The organism is uncultured Massilia sp. (assembly GCF_913773735.1).
In the GTDB taxonomy this organism is placed as follows: domain Bacteria; phylum Pseudomonadota; class Gammaproteobacteria; order Burkholderiales; family Burkholderiaceae_D; genus Telluria.
The window spans coordinates 1-17,274 of sequence record NZ_CAJYEB010000012.1 but is presented as its reverse complement, the minus strand read 5'-3'; the positions used below and the strand labels follow the sequence as shown (position 1 = coordinate 17,274).

Sequence of the window (17,274 nt, the reverse complement as noted above, 5' to 3'; positions counted from 1 at the left end):
CATGTGCGGCCTACTCGCGCGTCCACTTGTCGGCCGATTCGTCCGCGACCTTCTTCGCCAGCGCCTCGCGGATCGCGCGCGCCCGTTCCTCGGCGGCGCGGCTGGCGTCGAGCAAGCGCCGGCGTTCCGTCGCACTGATCGCGGCCAGCCGGTCGGCCGCCTGCGCCGCCGTCTCGTCCCCGGGCAGGACGTCCAGGCCGGCCAGCACGACGCGCGCCAGCTCCTCGCGCCGCTCGCCATCCTCGACGAAGGCCGGCGCCGCCGCGGCCGGCGCCAGCTCGGCCGGCACCCCGGCCAGCACGCGCAGCAGCGCCTCCTGGCCCGGCTGCGCCGCCACGAACCAGTCGTCGGCCAGCAGCCAGGCGACGACCAGGACCAGCGCCAGCCGGTTGCGCTCGGCGCGTGCCGCGCTCGCGGCGAACGGACGCAGCGCCTCCAGCGTGGCGCGCGCGCCGTGCAGGCGCAGCAGGTCGTTGACCACGGCCGGGACGACGATGCGTCCGGCGCCGCCGATCCTTGGCTCGTCGAGGAAGTCGGGCGGCGTGTCGGCCAGGCGCCGCAGCAACGTTTCCAGCGCGGGTCCGGCGCGCGTCATGGCCGCGCCCCCGCCTGCGCGGGCTGCGCACCGTAGTGGCGCCGGCTGAACGCCCGCGCAAACGCGACCAGCTGCGCCATGTCGGCCACCGCGTGGATCTCCCAGCCCTGTTCGTCCCGGGCGCGCAGCAGGTCGCGGTAGGGCGCGATGCGCGACGAGCGCGCCAGCGCGTCCCACTCCGGCGGCACGTCCAGCGCCATCGTGCCGCCGGCGCCGGCCGTCGCCAGCGCCCGGGCGGCGACGTCCCAGCCGCTGGCGCCACGCTCGTCGCGGTCGAACATGGTCGTGATGCCGTCGTCCGAGATCATCAGGAGGTGGGCGCCGCGCCGGCGGCCGCGGCCCGTGCGCGCTTCGTAGGTCGCGCGCAGGCGGTGGATCGGGAAGCAGGTGGCGCCGCCGAAGAAGCCGGTCAGCACGCGCAGCACGGCATCGGCGTCGCGCACGAAGCCGTCGGTGCCGAGCACCTGCTCCTTGCCGCTCCACAGCGTCGCCTGCACCGATGCGCCCGCGCGCAGCGCCGACAGCGCGACGATGGCGCCGGCCAGCGCGGGATACGACACCTGCCGCTGCGGATCGGGCATCGAGCCGGAACTGTCGACGTAGACGTCGAGGTCCACGGGTTCGGGGCGGCACGCTTCGCCCGGATCGTCCTCGAGCGCGCGCCGCACCATGGTCAGGCCCGGCACCGGACGGGGGCTGATGCCGAGGCTGTGCAGCCAGTCGATTTCCTCCAGCGGGTCGCCGATGTCCCACGGCTCGGGCGCGGCGATGCGCGGCTCGGTGGATGGCGCCGGCCGGCGCGCGGGGAACGGCACCAGGTGCGGCAGCGCGCGCTCGCGGTAGTAGCGCATCGCGATCTCGTGGTCGTCCAGGGCGACGCCGGCCGCCTTCAGGATCTCGCCGTACTCGAACGGTTCGCGTGCCTGGCCTGCGCCCTGCCGCGGCCGGTCGGCCCCGTCCGACTCGCCCGGCTCGTCCGGCGCGTCCGGCCCGGCCGCTGCTCCCATCACCAGCGGGTCGCGCGACGGATGGCAGTCGGCGTCGCGCTCGTCCTCCTCGATCTCGTGCACGGCGCCCGGCTGGCAGCCGGCGGCGGCGCCCGCGGTGTCGTGCAGGGCGCGCAGCGACGCCAGCCCGGCCCCCTGCTCCACCAGGTAGGGCAGCACCAGCGCCGCGAAACGCGCGCCGCCGCGCAGCCAGTCGCCGGCATAGGCGCGCACCAGGCGCGCGCACAGCCAGGCATCGGTGTCGATGGCCTCGGTGACGCCGGCGCCCGCCAGTTCGCCACGCTCGCGCTTCCACAGGTGCTCGTAGCTGCGCATGTAGAAGGTCCACAGCGGGTCGGACGAGGCCGTGCCGCGCGCCAGCGCCCGGTACACGTCGGCCATGCGCAGGCCGTCCTGGCGCTGCAGGCGGTCGTTGATCAAGAGGTCGGTGTACAGGTTGGCGACCATGGCGGTTGCCGATTCGAAGGTCGGCAGCGCGCGGCGCATGCGCGCCAGCAGGCGGTAGTGGTCGGTGGCACTGGCGGGCGCCAGCACGTGGTGGCCGATCTCGTGGGCCAGGATCTCGACGGCGTAGTCCTGCAACCCGTGACGCTGCACGGCCTCGAGGTCGATCACCACGCCCTGGTCGAGCAGGCGGATCATCGCGAAGCTTCCCTGCAGGCCTTCCTGCGCCGCCTCGACGGTCGTCGCGCACAGGCGCGGGTCGTGCAGGCGCGTGTAGCGGCTCCATGCCGCCAGCGCGCGCGGCCAGGCGGCGCGCCAGGCGTCCAGCAGCGCGTCCTCCCCTGGTGCGACGGCGTCAGTCATGCTTGCCTCCCCGTTCTCGCGCCAGCAGCCGGATCGCATGCGTGTACGGCGACGCCAGCGCCACCGTGGATGCGTCGGCGCACACGGCCAGGCCTTCCTGCGGCAGATCGGCGGCCGCGCGTCGCGCCTGCGCGACGGCGTCCGGCTCGGCCCCGTCGGCGCCGGCGGCGAATTCCTCGGCGGTGGCGGCGTGCAGCACCGCGCCGTAGGCGTCGGCCACCAGCAGGAAATGGCGCTCGCCGGCGCGCACCAGGAAGCCGCCGGCGCCGGCGCGCAGTTGCGGCGGCGCGGCGAACTGGCCGCCGAAGCCGGAAAACGCGCCGACCTCGCGCGCGCGCACGGCGCAGGCGTCGCCGGCACTCCACCACGGGTCCTGCTCGATGCGCGCGCGCAGCGCGGCCCAGGACGGCGCCGCGGCGCCGAACGCCCGCAATGCCAGCGGCTCGGGCAGCGCCGCGGCGGCCGCGATGGCGCCGGCACGGAAGTGGGCGGCGCCGGCGCGCCAGGCCGCCACCTGGCCGACGACGCGCAGCTGCGCGACGGTCGCGACCTGCGGCGCCAGCGCCGCCAGCTCGGCGCGCCACTGGCCGCTGCGCGCGCCGGGAATGGTGTCCAGGTGCAGCACGGCGTTGCTGACCATGGCCAGCACCCGCTCCGGCTGCGCCGCCACCAGCGCGGCGTAGCGCGGCAGCAGCGCGCGCCAGGCGGCGTCCAGCGCAGGTTCGTGCGCAGATTCGTTCGCACGCGCCTGCGGCCCCACCAGCCCCCGCCCCGCCAGTTCCAGCGCGATGCCGTAGGCCGCGGACACCACGGCCGGCAGGCGCGCCGGCTGGACGGCGGCGACGGCATCGGCCACCGCGCCGACGCCCTCCTCCAGGAAGCGAGCGAACGCCTCGGGCCGGAACAGCGCATGGCGCCGCGCGGCCTCGCGGGCACATTCGTTGAAGCCGGCGCGGCCGGCCGCCAGCACGTCGGCGAAGGCGCGGGACACCATCGCTAGCGCGCCCGCAGCCAGGCCAGGTAGTTGGTGTAGCGCTGGTGCAGGTGCTTGAGCTTGAGCAGGTCGTCGGCCAGGTGGCCGTACAGCTTGCGCGCCTTGACCCGCTCGGCGACCAGCTTCTCGATGCGCGCCAGGCGCGCGCGCGTCTCGCGTTCGGACACGCCGTCCAGCCCCTGCGCGAACTGCTGCGCCATCGCGCCCACGGCGTCGTCGCGCTCCAGGTCCAGGCGCAGGAACTCGTCGTTGGACAGGTCGAACAGGCGCCGCAGCCAGCCGATGCGGTCGGCGCGGAAGGCCGCGTTCTCGGGCAGCGCGAAGAACGGCGCATCGGGGTCCGGCTGCAGCTTGTCGCGCAGGACGAAGGGCAGCACCTGGCGCAGGTCGTCCAGTTCGACCTGCCCGTTGCCGCGGAACCAGGCCAGCGCCTTGGCGAACAGCAGCAGCGTCATCAGGTTGCGCACCGACAGGCCGTTCTGCGTCTGCGCGCCCAGGTCCTTCATGCGGTCGCGCCCGTTGTCGGCGGCGGCCAGCTCGTGCGGGGCGACGCCGGACAGGCGCGCCGTGTCCTTGGTCATGGTCTCGAGCTGGGCGCCGGCCATCTCGGCGAACTCGAACTGGCTGGCGAAGAATTCGACCCGGCGCCGCACGCCTTCCGGCACTTCGACGGCGCGGATGGCCCGGCCCATCGCATCGACCTCGTCCTCCGTGAACACCAGCTCGGGCGGCACCAGTTCCTCGGGCCGCACCTCTTCCTCGACGCGCACCAGCAGCTCCTCGAGGAAGCGCGGATTGAAGGCCAGCGCCTGCACCACCACGTCGATGCGGTCGCGCAGCGCCTCGATCACCGGGTAGGTACCGCCGCCCTGGTCGTCGTTGGCGGTCAGGTACCAGGCCGATTCCGGGCATTCGAACACGTGGTTCAGCACCTCGGCGTAGTTGTCGCCCATGACCGTCAGCAGCGCGCTCTGGGTGCGCGTGGGGATGCGGTTGTATTCGTCGATGATCTTCACGCGCATCGACAGCCAGGAACGCCAGGCGATGCGGATCGAGGCCATGTCCTGGGCACCCACCAGGTCGGCCGGCAGCGGATTGCCGAGCAGGTCGGCCACCGTCATCTGCGGGTGCCCGTGCTGCATGGCGCGGCGCACCTCGCGCACCGGCGCGCCGGACAGCACGCCCATCAGGATCGCGCTGGCCGTCTTGCCGCGCCCCGGCCCGCCCACGAACAGGCATTTGCGGCGCGTGGCGAAGGCCAGCAGCGGCAGCAGCACGTAGCTGGAATAGCTCTGGCCCGAGGGCAGCACGAACGGCCGGCGGCTGTCGCCCACGGTCCAGGACTGGGCCGGGCCGTCGTTGTACTCGATGTCGTAGTGCGGGCTGATGATCGCCTTGTTGACGATCCAGAAGTAGGCCTGGCGCAGCTTCTCGTCGAGCTGCGCGGGCGCCGCGGCGGCGTCGCCGGCATCGCCGGCCGGGCCGCGGTACAGGTCCGCCACGTCGAACTCGCGCGGCCTGGCGACGGCGCGCGGATTGGTCGGCGCGCGGGAAATCTTGCGGAAGAAGTCGAAGGCCAATGGTTGTCCCTGCCGCCGTCAGGCGTGCTTCGTTGCTCACGAAACAAGATCGTACCCGTATCCGGCGCCGGGGGCAACGCCGCGCCGTGGCGTGCGGGGTGGCCGCGCACCCGGGCGCCACCCCGGCCGCCCGGACGACGCGCGGCGCGGGGCGCTCCGGCGGATCAGTCCTTCGAGCCGACCTTCCAGCGCAGGCCGAAGCCATGCTTCAGGTCGAGGTCGCGCTGGTCGCCGGCGTAGTCGGTCAGCTTGGTGACCTGCAGCTGGCCGCCGCGGTTCTCGATCATCGCGATGCCGCAGATGCGCTGCGCGCCGCCATTGTCCAGGCGCACCTCGACGGTCGGCTGGTCCGGCAGGGCGATCGTGACGACGCCGTCGGTCTGCGCCCAGTTGGCGACGCCCTCGTAGATCAGCGCGAACACGAGGATACGGCGGATCTCGTCGAAGCGGTCGCCGTTGACCAGCATGTTCTCGCCGCCCTCGGCGGCCCCGGTGCGGTCGTCGCCGTCGAGGGCGATGAACGGGCGCTGGTCGAAGCTGCCCCAGCGCTTGCCGAGCGCCTGGATCACGCCGGGCGTGCCGTCGGCTAGTTCGTACAGGCAGCCCAGGTCGAGGTCGATGCCGCCGCTGCCCCGCGCCGGCGCCGCCTTGCCCAGCATCTTGCCGAAGAAGCCCTGCGCCGGCGCGGCGGCGGGCACGGCCGCCGTGCCGCGGTTCCAGTTCAGGTTGACGTGGATGCGCCCGTAGCCGCGCCCCGCGCGCTTGTCCAGCGAAACCTTGTCGCCGCGCTTGTCGAGGGTGATCTTCGACAGCGACACCTTGCTGGCGGGCGCGGCGGCGGGGGCCGATGGGGCCGCCGGTGCCGCCGGTGCCGACGATGCCGGCCCCGCCTCGACGCCGCCGAAGTGCCGGAGCAGCGCCGCCAGGCCGCCGTCGAAGCCCTGCCCCACGGCGCCGAAGCGCCACTGGCCGTCGCGGCGGTACAGCTCGGCGAGGATCACCGCCTTCTCGCCGGCGAAATCGGCGCCGGCCAGCGTGAACGCCACGGCGTCGCCCAGCTGCAGGCGCCCGTGCGCGAGGTCGCGCATCGTGCCGCCGCCGTCCAGCGCGGCGGTGAAGACCAGCTTGGCGATCGACGCCGGCAGCGCGTCCAGGTCGACCTGGAACACGGCGCGGCCCGGCGCCAGCGCCAGGGTCACCTCGCGCGCCGGGCTGGCGAGCTGGTTGTAGAACACCATGTAGCGGTCGTCGCCCAGGCGCTCGCCGGCGTCCAGGCCGAAGCAGGAGATGTCGGCGCCGGCGCCGGGGAGTTGCAGGTCGATGGCGACCTCGAAACGGGACGACAGTCCCAGGTCGGACAGCTTGCCTTTCTGGCCGCGAGTGAAGGTGTGCATGGTGCTCCTTGGCGAGTGGGACGGATGGCATTCCGGCGTGGGAATGGCGACAGCCCGTCATTGTAACGAAACGGCGCCGCCGCCGTCCCGAGGGCCGGACCGAACGTGTCGCACCGCCGGCCGTACCGACACATTGATGGACGCCCGTGGAGAATGCTCCTAAGATGAGGCCACCTGAATCTCTCGAAAAACCACATCATGCCCAGTGATTCCGCAGTCCTCGTTCCGGAATTGCAGATCGCGGTGTTGAGCAGCAAGAAGCGTCCCGCGAGCGTGCTGGTCGTGATCCTGGTGACGCTGGCCGTGCTGCTGACCGTCGCGACGTCGGTCTGGGAACTGTGGTCGTCGCGGCGCCAGCGCGTCGAGTCGGCGCAACGCTACAGCAGCAATATGGCGCAGGTGCTGGCGTCGTACACGCGCACCGCGATGCGCTCGGCCGAGCTGATCCTCGAAAGCGTGGCGCAGGACGCCGAAGCGGACGGCCTCGACCGCGACCGCCGGGCGCGCCTGGCGAACCGGCTGGCGGGGCTGGGGGCCAAGGCCACGGAGCTGAACGGCCTCTTCGTGTTCGATGCGCGCGGCGAGGTCGTCGCCAGCTCGGTGCGCCACGTCGCGTTCGACGTCGCCGACCGCGACTACTTCGTCCATCACCGCGACCATCCGGGGATCCAGACCCATATCGGCATTCCGGTCGTGAGCCGCACGACCGGCACGTGGGTGGTGCCGATCTCGCGCCGGCTGCAGCACGCGGACGGCAGCTTCGCCGGCATCGCCCTCGCGACCATGCACCTGAACCTGTTCGAGCGCGTGTACGACCAGCTCAACGTCGGCGCCACGGGCACCGTCCTGTTCGCGACGGCGGACGGCCGGCTGCTGTACCGCCGGCCGTTCCAGGAAAAGCTGGTCGGCAAGGACATCGCCGACGCGCCCCTGATGCGGCTGTACCGCACGCTCGGGCCGTCCGGATCGGGCATCCTGACCGCGCCGATCGACGGCGTGACGCGCCTGTACAGCTACCGCCACCTGGGCGACTACCCGCTGATCATCGCGGTCGGCCTGTCCGACGACGAGATCTACGCGGGCTGGACGCGCTCGGCCATCCAGGCCGGGGCCGCCCTGCTCGCCGTCGTCGCGCTCCAGGTCTGGCTGAGCCGGCGCCTGCTGCGCCAGCTCGCGATCCGCGACGGGCTGGAACAGCAGCTCCAGCTGGTCACGGCGGGGCTGGCGCAGGCCAACCGGGAACTGTCGCAGCAGGCGCTGCGGGACGGCCTGACCGGCCTGGCCAACCGCCGCGCGTTCGACCAGGCGATCCACCAGGAATGCGCGCGCGCGCAGCGGCACGGGGCGGTGCTGACGCTGGTGATGCTCGACGTCGACCACTTCAAGTCCTACAACGACCGCTACGGCCACGCCGCCGGCGACGCCTGCCTGCGCAGCATCGGCAAGATCCTGCTGGCCCACCAGAAGCGTCCGAGCGACCTGGCCGCCCGGTACGGCGGCGAGGAATTCGCACTGGTGCTGCCGGAGACGGACGCGGACGGCGCCGCGACCGTGGCGCACGAGGTCCGCACCGCCATCCGCGCGCTGGCCATCCCCCACCGCGACAACCCCGGCGGCTGCGTGACGGTCAGCCTGGGCGTCGCCAGCACGGCCGCGCTGCGCGCCTGGTCCGGCACGCCGGACGAGCTGGTCGTGGCTGCCGATGCGGCGCTGTACGCGGCCAAGCACGGCGGCCGCGACCGGGTCTGCGTCCACGGCGCGGACGCGCCGCAAGCGGACGGCATCGCCGGCTGAGCGGGCCAGCGCCGCCCGCGTCATGCGCACGGCATGATCCCGTCGCCAATTTCGCGAATGAGACGTATTCTCATTTACATTCGGGATAAACCTTGGTAAAGTCGTCTCCGTTCCAAGGCAATCCTGCCAGGCACGGCCGGGAAGACGCCGCGCACGCTGTGGGGGCAGTGCGTGATGGGTTCCGGGCCGGGCAGGAGCGTCCTCCCCGCCTCTTCCCTTCGTGGGAAGAGGCGCTTTTTTTTTTGGCCACCCGCTCGTGGACCGGCATCGGCATGCAAGGCTGCGCGCCTGCGGTGCCATCTCCTGGTCGATAGATCTTTCCAACGAGAAAAACCTGGACTACCATGCCTGGTCGGGCGCGGCGCCGCCCACCACAGGAGAATGATGCGATGTCCATGCAATTGAAGACGCCCGGCGTGTACGTGCAGGCGACGAGCGACGAACCCGATGCGATACTGGCTCTGCCGACCGCGATCCCGGCCTTCGTCGGTTTCACCGAATCGGCCAGCCAGGGCGGGCGCACGCTGGTCGCCACGCCGGTCCGGATCACGTCGATGGCGCAGTTCCAGGACACCTTCGCGGACCCCGACGGCGCGACGCGCGGGGCGCCCCGGCCGCGCTTCGACTACGCCGCCGACACGAGCGCGGTGCCGCCGCTGCGCGCCGCGGCCGACGCGCCGCGTTTCAACCTCTACTACAGCCTGCAGCTGTTCTTCGACAACGGCGGCGGCGCGTGCAACATCGTCTCGATCGGCACCTACGCCGACGTCCTCGCGAACGGCGGGCCGCCCGATGCGCAAGCCTTCCTCGCCGGCCTCGCGGCGATCGGCCAGGACGAGGGGACGACCATGATCGTCGTGCCGGACGCGGTGATGCTGGACGCGCAAGGCTGGGCGGCCGTATCGTGCGCGGCCCTGCGGCAGTGCGGCGCGCGGCGCGACCGCGTCGCGCTGCTGGACGTGCGCGAAGGCTGGCGCGCGCCGGACGGCGGCCCCGACGACCCGGTGACCGGCAGCGCCGGCCTGCGCGCCCTGCTCGGCGCGGCCGGCGCCGAGCGCAGGTACGGGATGGCCTACTATCCGTGGCTAAACACCACGGTCGTCGGCCCGGGCGCCATCGACTTTTCCTGGCTGTCCGCACCGACGCTGCCCACGCTGCAGGCCGGCCTGCGGGCCGAGGCGGCGCAGCTGTTCCCGCCGCGCCGCGACGGCACGCCCGACCCGAAGCACGCGCCCTACACCGCCATCGTCGACGGCCTCGCGGCGGCCCGGGGCGACGCCGTGCGTACCAGCCACCAGGCGCTGCTGGCGCATTCGCCGCTGTACCGGCAGGCGATGGCCGACGTCGCCGCCAGCGTCAACCTGCTGCCGCCCGCCGGCGCGATGGCCGGCGTGTTCGTGCGCAACGACACGACCTTCGGCGTCAACCATGCGCCCGCGAACACGACCATCATCTCCGCGCTGGCGCCGGCCGTGCGCATCGACGACGCCGCCCAGGCCACGCTGAACGCGCCGCTGGACGGCCTCGCCGTCAACGCGATCCGCACCTTCCCCGGCCACGGCGTACTGGTCTGGGGCGCGCGCACGCTGGACGCCAATAGCCAGGACTGGCGCTACATCAGCGTGCTGCGCACCACGATCATGCTGGAGCGTTCCATCGCTGCCTTCCTGGGCACCTGTGCCTTACGGGCCAACGATGCGCACACCTGGGCGCACGTCCGGGACACGATCGGGCGCTTCCTGGCCGCGCAGTGGGCGGCCGGCGTGCTGGCCGGCGCGCGGGCGGCCGACGCCTGGCGCGTCCGCGTGGGTATCGGCGCGACCATGACGGGCATGGACGTCCTCGACGGCGTGATGAAAGTCTCGGTCGACGTCGCGGTGGCGCGGCCGGACGAGTTCATCGAACTGACGTTCGTGCAGGAGATGCAGGCCGCCCGCGGCCTGCCCGGCTGAAGCGGGACCGTCGGGGCCGCGAGCGCCGCCCCGGCACGCCTCAGTGCAGCAAGCCGTGCCGGCGCGCTTCGCGCAGCCAGCCCGGGTACTCTTCCATCAGCAGGTCGTACAGCGCGTCGTCTCCGTGCTCGTCCGGGCTGCTCACGGAAAAGAAGCCGGCATTGTCGACCAGGCGGCCATCGAGCTCGTCGAGCTTTTCGAGGAAGGGGAAGTCCGAGTCGGCGAAGTTCGCCAGCAGCCGGCTCTTCGACTTCTTGCCCTTGCCGATGCCCATGAACTGCCAGAACACCGGCTCGCGGCTGGACCAACGCAGCTGGCGCTCGGTCAGCGGCTTGTCCGAGGTGCCGCCGTCGGTCACGAACATCACGTAGACCGGCAGCGCGGCCGCCAGGGGCTGCCGGCGCTCGCCGCCGCCGGCGTCGGGGAAGTAGTGGCGGCGCACCGCCTGCATCGCCGCGCCGTAGCGGGTGTCGCCCTCGAGCGGGTGGCGGTCGATCACCTGGCCGACGTAGCCCGACCAGTTGCCCAGTCCCATCGGCTCGTCGCGGTGGACGTCGCGCCCGAACAGGAACACGTCGATCTCGCCGTCGTCGTCGAAACGGCAGCCCAGCGCCAGGATGCGCTCGGCGAAGCGCTGCACCAGCCCGTCGCGGTACAGGGCGCGCATCGAGCCGGAAATGTCCAGCACCAGGCAGACCCTGGCCCGGTGTCCGTCCAGGCCCACCTTGGCCAGCGACACGCCGGCCGACTTCACCAGGCTGACCAGCGCCGGCGCCTCGCGCGCGACGCGCTTTTCCAGGTTGACGGCGGGCGCCGCCGCGGGGGCAGCGGATGCAGACGCGGATGCGGACGTCGCGGCGGACGCCACCTCGGCGCCGAAGTGCCGCACCAGCGCCGGCAGCCCGCCATCGAACCCCTGGCCCACGGCCATGAAGCGCCACTGCCCGTCCTTGCGGTAGACCTCGCCCAGCATCACCGCCTGCTCGCGCGCGAAATCGGCGCCGGTGACGTCGAAGCGGGCGAACTCGCCGTCCCGTCCGCGCAGTCGCAGGGCGCCGGCGCGCAGCTGCGCCATCGTGCCGCCGCGGTGTGCGTCGACGCTGGCCGTGACGACGACGCGCGCCACCCGCGCCGGCAGGCGGTCCAGCGCGAACGCGAACGTGCCGTCGCCCTCCAGGCGCACGCCGCCGCACGGCGTGGCGCCCTGGTTGAAGAAGGTCATGTAGGCATCGTCGACGAGCCTGCCGTGTTCGTCCAGCCCGAAGCAGGCGACATCCACCGGCAGGCCGTCCGCCGCCACGTCGATGCGCAGCAGGCCATCCGGCACCGCCGCCGCGAGCGCCAGGCGCTCCCCTCTCGCGAGTCGCTTCATGCAGGGTCTCCTCGTGTCATGGCCAGTGCGGGGCATTCTAGCAGCCCCGGCGCCGCGTTTGCGGTACACTGCGCGGCCCATTCCATCCCATGACGCTTCGCACCGATGTTCGCCGTTCCCGCCCTCGACGTCCAGGCCGCCCTCAAGACCCTCGTGCTGACGCTCGACCTGCTCGGCACCTTCGTGTTCGCGCTCAGCGGCGCGGTCGCCGGCGTGCGCCGCCGCCTCGACCTGTTCGGCATCCTGGTGTTGTCCTTCGTCGCCGCCAACTCGGGCGGGATCGTGCGCGACCTGCTGATCGGGGCGACGCCGCCGGCCGCCATCCGCGACTGGCGCTACCTGGCCGTCTCGCTGCTGGCCGGCGCCCTGATGTTCTTCCGCTATCCACTGATCAAGCGTCTGCGCAGCCCGGTGCTGCTGTTCGATGCGGCGGGCCTGGCGCTGTTCTGCGTGGCCGGCGCCCAGAAGGCGCTGGTGTTCGGGCTGGAACCGGTGATGGCGGCGCTGCTGGGCATGCTGACGGGCATCGGCGGCGGCGTCGCGCGCGACGTGCTGCTGTCCGAGATCCCGGCCGTGCTGCGCGCGGACGTGTACGCGGTGGCCGCCCTGGCCGGCGCGTCCGTCGTGGTGGCGGGCGATGCGCTGCACTTGCCCAGCACCGCCTGCGCCGTCGCCGGCGCCATCCTGTGCTTCGGGCTGCGCATGGCGGCGGTGCGCTGGGACTGGCACCTGCCGGTCGCGCGCGCCTCGGCCCAGGCGGCCGCGGACGTGGAAGCGGCGGAGCGGCGCGGGCGCGACTGAGGCGTCCCCCGCGGCCGCGGCGCCGTCGCCAGCGATCCCGTGGCGGCCGTTTCCTAGCGCTCGCCCTCGCGCATAACGCCGGCATCGCCCGCCGCGCCGCCGGTGGCCACCGGCAGGTACCAGGGACTGAGCAGGACCGGCCCGCACAGGGCCGCCTTGCAGGCATAGCCGACGATCTGGGACAGGTCGTTGATGTCCTGCGGGTAGACGATGCGGTAGCCCGACGCCGGGTCGATCAGCGTATTGAGGTTGCGCGCGCCCTGCCCCGGCGTGTACAGGAAGCCGCCTTCCTGCTCGTAGGTGGCGCCGACCACCTGGCCCAGGTTGTTCAGGCCGCGCGCCTCGGACGGCACGTCGACCAGCGTACGCCTCGCGCCGTTCTGCCACAGCACGGCGCGCCACGTCGACACGTCGCCGCCGCCGATCTGCTGGATCACGCCGACGGCCTGGCCGAGCAGGTTGATGCGCGCGGCGGAACTGCGGTAGCCGGCGGGCGTCGGCAGCGCGCGCATCACGCCGTGCTGGTACAGGAAGGCAACGGTGTCGGCGGCGAGGGGCGACGTGTTCGGCGCGGACACGGCGCCGACGATCTGGCCCAGGTCGTTGATGGCGCTGGCGCCGCCGAGGTGGCGCGGTCCGCCCAGTTCGCCCAGCTGGCGCACCGTGCCGTGGCTGGACGCGAACGCGTACCAGTCGCCGGGGACGTCGGACAGGGCGCCGACGACCTGGCCCAGGTTGTTGATGTCCGCCGCCGCCGAATTCGGGTGGCTCGCCACGGCCAGCGGGCGCGCCTGCCCGCCGACGAAGATGACCGCGTGGTCGGGCTTGTCGAGGCCGTAGGAGCGCCCCACCACCTGGTTCAGGTCATTCAGGCCGAGCGCCACGGCGGTCTCGTCGCCGGGCAGCGGCAGCAACGGTGTCAGCGTGCCGCGATACCAGCAGAAGCTCTGGACGGGCCCTGCCATGCTGCCGCAGACCAGCCCGCGGTTATTGATCAGCGACGCCACGCCCGACCCCTGCCCGGGCGCGAACGGCAGCAGTTCCGTGACCCGGTAGGGATAGCCCGGCGCGGCCTGCGTGGCGGCCGGCAACGCGATGGCGGCGGCCAGCGCCAGTGCGCGTGCCGGGGACGGGACAAGTTTCTCGTGCAGCATTTCAAGCCTCCTGATCGGTCGGTAGTGACCGGCTCAGGATAGGCCTGTTGCCATGATGCAATTTGATCCAGCGCCAGGATCTCTCCGGCGCGACCCGCATGGCGCTGTTCGCGTTCATTGGGCGAACCGGCGCCGGTCCTGGCGGTCTTGCCCGTTGCCGAGGCAACGCATGGGCAGGCAACGATGCCGGCCAGCGTCGAGGCGGACGACAGGCGGTCGACACCAGGCGGTCGACGACAGGCGGTTGGCGACGCCGGCACTGCTGCGGCGGGCAGCGGTCCAGTACGGCAAGCGGCCGGACCGCGTCCTGATTCCCCAACGCGAACAGCCCAACCGTGGCGCCGCAGCCCGGCCGTCGTCATGCCGGAACGACGGCATCGCGCTCCGTCCCATCCAGCCGGACAGCCCCGCCCTTACAGGTCCACCTTCATCGTCAGCTTGACGACGCGCGGCAGCCCGGCCGCCAGCCGCGTGCCGGCGCCGGCCCAGTAGCGCTTGTCGCCCGCGTTGTCGACGTTCAGCTGCCACGTCGTGCGCTTGCCCAGTACGTCGCCGACGTAGCGGGCGCCGGCGCTGAACAGCGTGTTCCCGCCCAGGAAGGCCTGGTTCAGGTCGTTCACCGGACGGCGGCCCGTGAAATAGGCGCCGGCGTTCACCGACAGCCCGGCCAGCGCGTCGACGTCGTAGGACAGGAAGGTGCTGGCGGTGCGGCGCGACGCGTTTTCCGGCAGCTTGCCGTCGTACTGCGGCCCGATGCGGCGGAACGACGGGTCGATGACCTGCGCCGATCCCTGCCACGACCATTGCCGCGCCAGCCGGCCCTGGGCCGCCAGCTCCAGGCCGCGGTAGCGCTGCTGGCCGTCGGCGGTGAACACGTTGGCGGCGTTGGTGTAATAGCCGGGGCGCGCGATGTCGAACAGCGCCGCCTGCAGCAGCAGGCCATCCGGCATGCGCCAGCGGGCACCCAGTTCCTTCTGGCGGCTGACGCCCGGCGCCATCCGGGTGCCCTGGTTGGCGCTGCCCGTCGGCGCCGTCTCGCCCTCCTCCAGGCCCTGCGCCGACGAGGCGTACAGCGACACGTCGGCGCGCGGGCGCCAGACCAGTGCCGCCATCGGCGCCGTCTTGCCGGCATCGTAGTGGTTATCGCCCTGGTCGCTGCGGTACTGCACGCGGCGCGCGCCACCGATCAGTTGCCACCGGCCCCAGCCGATGCGGTCGAGCACGTACAGGCCCTTGTCGCGGCTGTCCAGCGCGGCGGTGGTCGGCGTCGTCGGGACGGCGCCGAAGGTGACCCTGGCGATCGGCACCGGGTCGTACAGGTTCTGCGCCGGGATCGTGTAGTTGGACTGGTAGATCGGATCCTGGCCCTTGTCGGTGCCGGTCGCGCCGATGGTGACGTCGTGCGCCAGCGCCCCGGTCGCGAACGTGCCGGACAGCTCGGCGCGCACCATGTTCGAGTCGACGACACTGTGCTGGAGGTTGCCGGCGATGCGGCCGGCCCCCGTCGCCACGCTGGCCGCGCTGTCGAAGCGGAAGATCGGGAGGCGGCGGTCGCGCGCGGTCTCGGCGTGCCCGGCCTCGACCGTCAATGCCCAGGTGTCGGCCAGGGCGACGTCGGCGCGCACCTGGGCGTTCCTCGTCTGGGCCGCGAAGATGGCCCAGTCGGGCCCCACCAGGCGGCGCGGATCGACCGCGCGCGGCAACGCGATCGTGCCGGCGACGGCGGGCGGCAGCGCGATGCCGGCTTCCTCGGTCACGCGGCGCCGGTCGTATTCGAGGTCGGCGCGCAGGCGCAGGCGCGGGCCGAGGCGCCAGTCCAGCGCCGCAGAGGCGAAGCCGCGGTTGCCGTTGCCGACCCGGTCGATGAACGAACCCAGCGTGCCGCCGGCCGCATTGACCCGGACGCCGAACTCGCGGCGCGCGCCGAAGCGGCGCGCGACGTCGGCCATCGCCACCGCCGAGCCGTTGTCGTCCACGCTCAGCCCCAGCGTCGTCACCGGCGCGCTGCCGGCGCGCTTGGTCACGAAGTTGACCACGCCGGCCGGCGACGTGAAGCCGTAGTACAGGGCGGTGGCGCCCTTGAGCACCTCGACGCGCTCCTTGTCCTCCATCGGCACCTGGGAAAAGTTCATGATGGGCAGCGAACCGTTGAGCCGGTAGTTGGTGCGGTTCTCGACGGCGATGCCGCGGATGACGATCTGGTCCCAGGTGTCGCCGCCGTTCTGCTGGCGCGTCACGCCGGCCGTGTTGCGCAGCGCGTCGTACAGCCCGCCCGCCGCCTGCAGGTCGAGCACCTCGCGGGTCACGACGTTGACGGTGGACGGCACGTCCATGACGTCCGCGCCGCGGAAGCTGCCCGCCTCCACGGTGTTCGGCACGAAGCCCTGCGCCCTGGCCGCCGTGATGCGCACTGCCTGCATGGCCTGCTCGTCGGCCTCCTGGGCGGTGGCAGTGGCGGCAAAGACCTGGCACAACGCGAGGGCAAGCAGGGATGGGCGCAGGACGGCAACGGAATGCATGGGCGGTGGGCCTTCGGTCGATGTGGATGAACAAACCCGGCATCCTATCGAAAATGAGAATCATTCGCAATAGGTAGGAATGCGTACCGGGGCGCGCCGCGCCGCCATCATCGATGAATGATAATCATTCTCGTTTACATTCGCCAAAGATCCTGCTACAGTGGTTTCCATTCCAAGGCGACGTCGTCGCCCGGGGCTGGACGGTGTCGCGCACGCTGTGGGGGCAGTGCGGGACGCGGTCCAGCCTTCGAGGAATACTTCTCCCCTCCGCCTCTCTCCGCCAGGAAGAGGCGGTTTTTTTTGGCGCTGTTCGCGTTAATTCTGCGAACCGGATCTGGTCCCGGCTGTCTTACCCGTTGTCGAGGTAACTCATGGAGAGGCAGCAATGCAGGCTCTGGCGTTCGACGACGTGCTTGCCGCACTCGAAGCGTTACCGCTGTGCACGCGGGATCTTGCACGCCTGCGCAGCTGGATCGCCTCCATCGCGGATCCCGGCGAATGCATCGCCCTCATCGAACAGGCCGCCGGCCGGCCACCCTGTCCCCGTTGCCACGCCACGCGCGTCCACCGCTGCGGCAGCGCCAGCGGCTTGCAGCGCTATCGCTGCTGCCGCTGCGGGCGCAGCTACAACGCGCTCACCGGCACGCCGCTGGCACGCCTGCGTCTCAAGGAAAAATGGCTCGCGTACCTGCAGTGCGTGCTGGAATCGCGTACCGTGCGCGACGCCGCGGCCGTCACCGGCGTGCACCGCACCACCAGCTTTCGCTGGCGCCACCGCTTCATCCCGGGGGCCATGCACGAACGTGTGCCGACGCTGTCGACCATCGTCGAGGCGGACGAGACCTACCTGCTCGAATCGCAAAAGGGATCGCGCACGCTGGACCGTCCGGCGCGCAAGCGTGGCGGCGTCGCGCGCCGTCGTGGCGTCAATCGTGAACACGACTGCCTGTTGGTAGCGCGCGATCGTAGCGGACAGACGCTCGATTTCCATACCGGGCGCGGGCCGGTGACGGCGGCGCAGCTGGAACGTTGCCTGCGGCCCGTGCTGGCGCCCGACGTCCTGCTGGTCAGCGATGCGGCGCAAGCCTACAAGACCTTTGCCGCCAGGGCGGGCATCACCCATGAAGCGGTCAACTTGCGGGCGGGCATCCAAACACGCGGCGGGATCCACCTGCAGAACGTGAACGGCTGGCACAGCCGCTTCAAGACCTGGCTGCTGCGCTTTCGCGGCGTGGCCAGCCGCTACCTGATCGACTACTCGGGCTGGCAGCGGGTGCTGGACGACAAACGGCTGACGACGCCGGC

12 protein-coding genes are annotated in these 17,274 nt (G+C 72.2%); 4 read left to right on the top strand and 8 right to left on the bottom strand.

Annotated features, from left to right (window positions below; translation table 11 throughout):
• Positions 1–10 precede the first annotated feature (10 nt).
• The 5 genes from QZ749_RS04925 to QZ749_RS04905 all read right to left on the bottom strand — a co-directional run bounded on the left by QZ749_RS04925 (position 11) and on the right by QZ749_RS04905 (position 6,377).
• Positions 11–595, bottom strand: coding sequence for a hypothetical protein (locus QZ749_RS04925; protein WP_296943942.1), 585 nt, complete (start codon positions 593–595; stop codon positions 11–13).
• Positions 592–2,409, bottom strand: coding sequence for a VWA domain-containing protein (locus QZ749_RS04920; protein WP_296943940.1), 1,818 nt, complete (start codon positions 2,407–2,409; stop codon positions 592–594). The genes QZ749_RS04925 and QZ749_RS04920 overlap by 4 nt, the downstream gene beginning before the upstream one ends.
• Entirely contained in the window at positions 2,402–3,403 is a 1,002-nt protein-coding gene (locus QZ749_RS04915) for a hypothetical protein (RefSeq protein ID WP_296943938.1), read from the bottom strand. The genes QZ749_RS04920 and QZ749_RS04915 overlap by 8 nt, the downstream gene beginning before the upstream one ends.
• A 2-nt stretch (positions 3,404–3,405) precedes the next feature.
• Positions 3,406–4,983, bottom strand: coding sequence for an AAA family ATPase (locus QZ749_RS04910; RefSeq protein ID WP_296943936.1), 1,578 nt, complete (start codon positions 4,981–4,983; stop codon positions 3,406–3,408).
• 164 nt (positions 4,984–5,147) lie between these two features.
• Complete coding sequence (locus tag QZ749_RS04905) at positions 5,148–6,377, bottom strand: TerD family protein (RefSeq protein ID WP_296943934.1); 1,230 nt, start codon at positions 6,375–6,377, stop codon at positions 5,148–5,150.
• A gap of 198 nt (positions 6,378–6,575) precedes the next feature.
• Between QZ749_RS04905 and QZ749_RS04900 the strand changes: the two genes are divergently transcribed.
• Both QZ749_RS04900 and QZ749_RS04895 read left to right on the top strand, forming a co-directional pair.
• The gene (locus QZ749_RS04900) at positions 6,576–8,171 is read left to right on the top strand and encodes a sensor domain-containing diguanylate cyclase (RefSeq protein WP_296943931.1); all 1,596 of its coding nucleotides are present in this window, start codon (positions 6,576–6,578) and stop codon (positions 8,169–8,171) included.
• Positions 8,172–8,560: 389 nt separating this feature from the next.
• Positions 8,561–10,123: a hypothetical protein gene (locus QZ749_RS04895; protein ID WP_296943929.1), complete on the top strand. Its 1,563-nt coding sequence runs from the start codon at positions 8,561–8,563 to the stop codon at positions 10,121–10,123.
• 40 nt (positions 10,124–10,163) lie between these two features.
• On the opposite strand, the gene QZ749_RS04890 is transcribed toward QZ749_RS04895, so the two are convergent.
• Positions 10,164–11,495 (bottom strand): VWA domain-containing protein, encoded by a 1,332-nt coding sequence (locus tag QZ749_RS04890; protein ID WP_296943927.1) that lies wholly within the window; start codon positions 11,493–11,495, stop codon positions 10,164–10,166.
• Between the two features lie 105 nt (positions 11,496–11,600).
• On the opposite strand from QZ749_RS04890, the gene QZ749_RS04885 reads away from it, so the two are divergent.
• Positions 11,601–12,296: a trimeric intracellular cation channel family protein gene (locus QZ749_RS04885; RefSeq protein ID WP_296943925.1), complete on the top strand. Its 696-nt coding sequence runs from the start codon at positions 11,601–11,603 to the stop codon at positions 12,294–12,296.
• Between the two features lie 53 nt (positions 12,297–12,349).
• Here QZ749_RS04885 and QZ749_RS04880 read toward each other — a convergent pair whose 3' ends face one another.
• Positions 12,350–13,450 carry a hypothetical protein gene (locus tag QZ749_RS04880; protein ID WP_296943923.1) on the bottom strand — a complete coding sequence of 367 codons (1,101 nt, stop codon included), beginning with the start codon at positions 13,448–13,450 and terminating at the stop codon, positions 12,350–12,352.
• A 413-nt stretch (positions 13,451–13,863) separates the two neighbouring features.
• A complete protein-coding gene (locus tag QZ749_RS04875; RefSeq protein ID WP_296943920.1) occupies positions 13,864–15,969 on the bottom strand; it encodes a TonB-dependent siderophore receptor in 2,106 nt (701 codons plus the stop codon).
• A gap of 385 nt (positions 15,970–16,354) precedes the next feature.
• Here QZ749_RS04875 and QZ749_RS04870 point away from each other — a divergent pair.
• A partial coding sequence (locus QZ749_RS04870; protein ID WP_296943917.1) for an IS1595 family transposase occupies positions 16,355–17,274 on the top strand: 920 nt, incomplete at its 3' end.

Bases quoted from the DNA above. Each gene is read 5' to 3' on its own strand.
- QZ749_RS04925 (WP_296943942.1), bottom strand. From the start codon at position 595: ATGACGCGCGCCGGACCCGCGCTGGAAACGTTGCTGCGGCGCCTGGCC.
- QZ749_RS04920 (WP_296943940.1), bottom strand. From the start codon at position 2,409: ATGACTGACGCCGTCGCACCAGGGGAGGACGCGCTGCTGGACGCCTGG.
- QZ749_RS04915 (WP_296943938.1), bottom strand. From the start codon at position 3,403: ATGGTGTCCCGCGCCTTCGCCGACGTGCTGGCGGCCGGCCGCGCCGGC.
- QZ749_RS04905 (WP_296943934.1), bottom strand. From the start codon at position 6,377: ATGCACACCTTCACTCGCGGCCAGAAAGGCAAGCTGTCCGACCTGGGA.
- QZ749_RS04900 (WP_296943931.1), top strand. From the start codon at position 6,576: ATGCCCAGTGATTCCGCAGTCCTCGTTCCGGAATTGCAGATCGCGGTG.
- QZ749_RS04895 (WP_296943929.1), top strand. From the start codon at position 8,561: ATGTCCATGCAATTGAAGACGCCCGGCGTGTACGTGCAGGCGACGAGC.
- QZ749_RS04890 (WP_296943927.1), bottom strand. From the start codon at position 11,495: ATGAAGCGACTCGCGAGAGGGGAGCGCCTGGCGCTCGCGGCGGCGGTG.
- QZ749_RS04885 (WP_296943925.1), top strand. From the start codon at position 11,601: ATGTTCGCCGTTCCCGCCCTCGACGTCCAGGCCGCCCTCAAGACCCTC.
- QZ749_RS04880 (WP_296943923.1), bottom strand. From the start codon at position 13,450: ATGCTGCACGAGAAACTTGTCCCGTCCCCGGCACGCGCACTGGCGCTG.
- QZ749_RS04875 (WP_296943920.1), bottom strand. From the start codon at position 15,969: ATGCATTCCGTTGCCGTCCTGCGCCCATCCCTGCTTGCCCTCGCGTTG.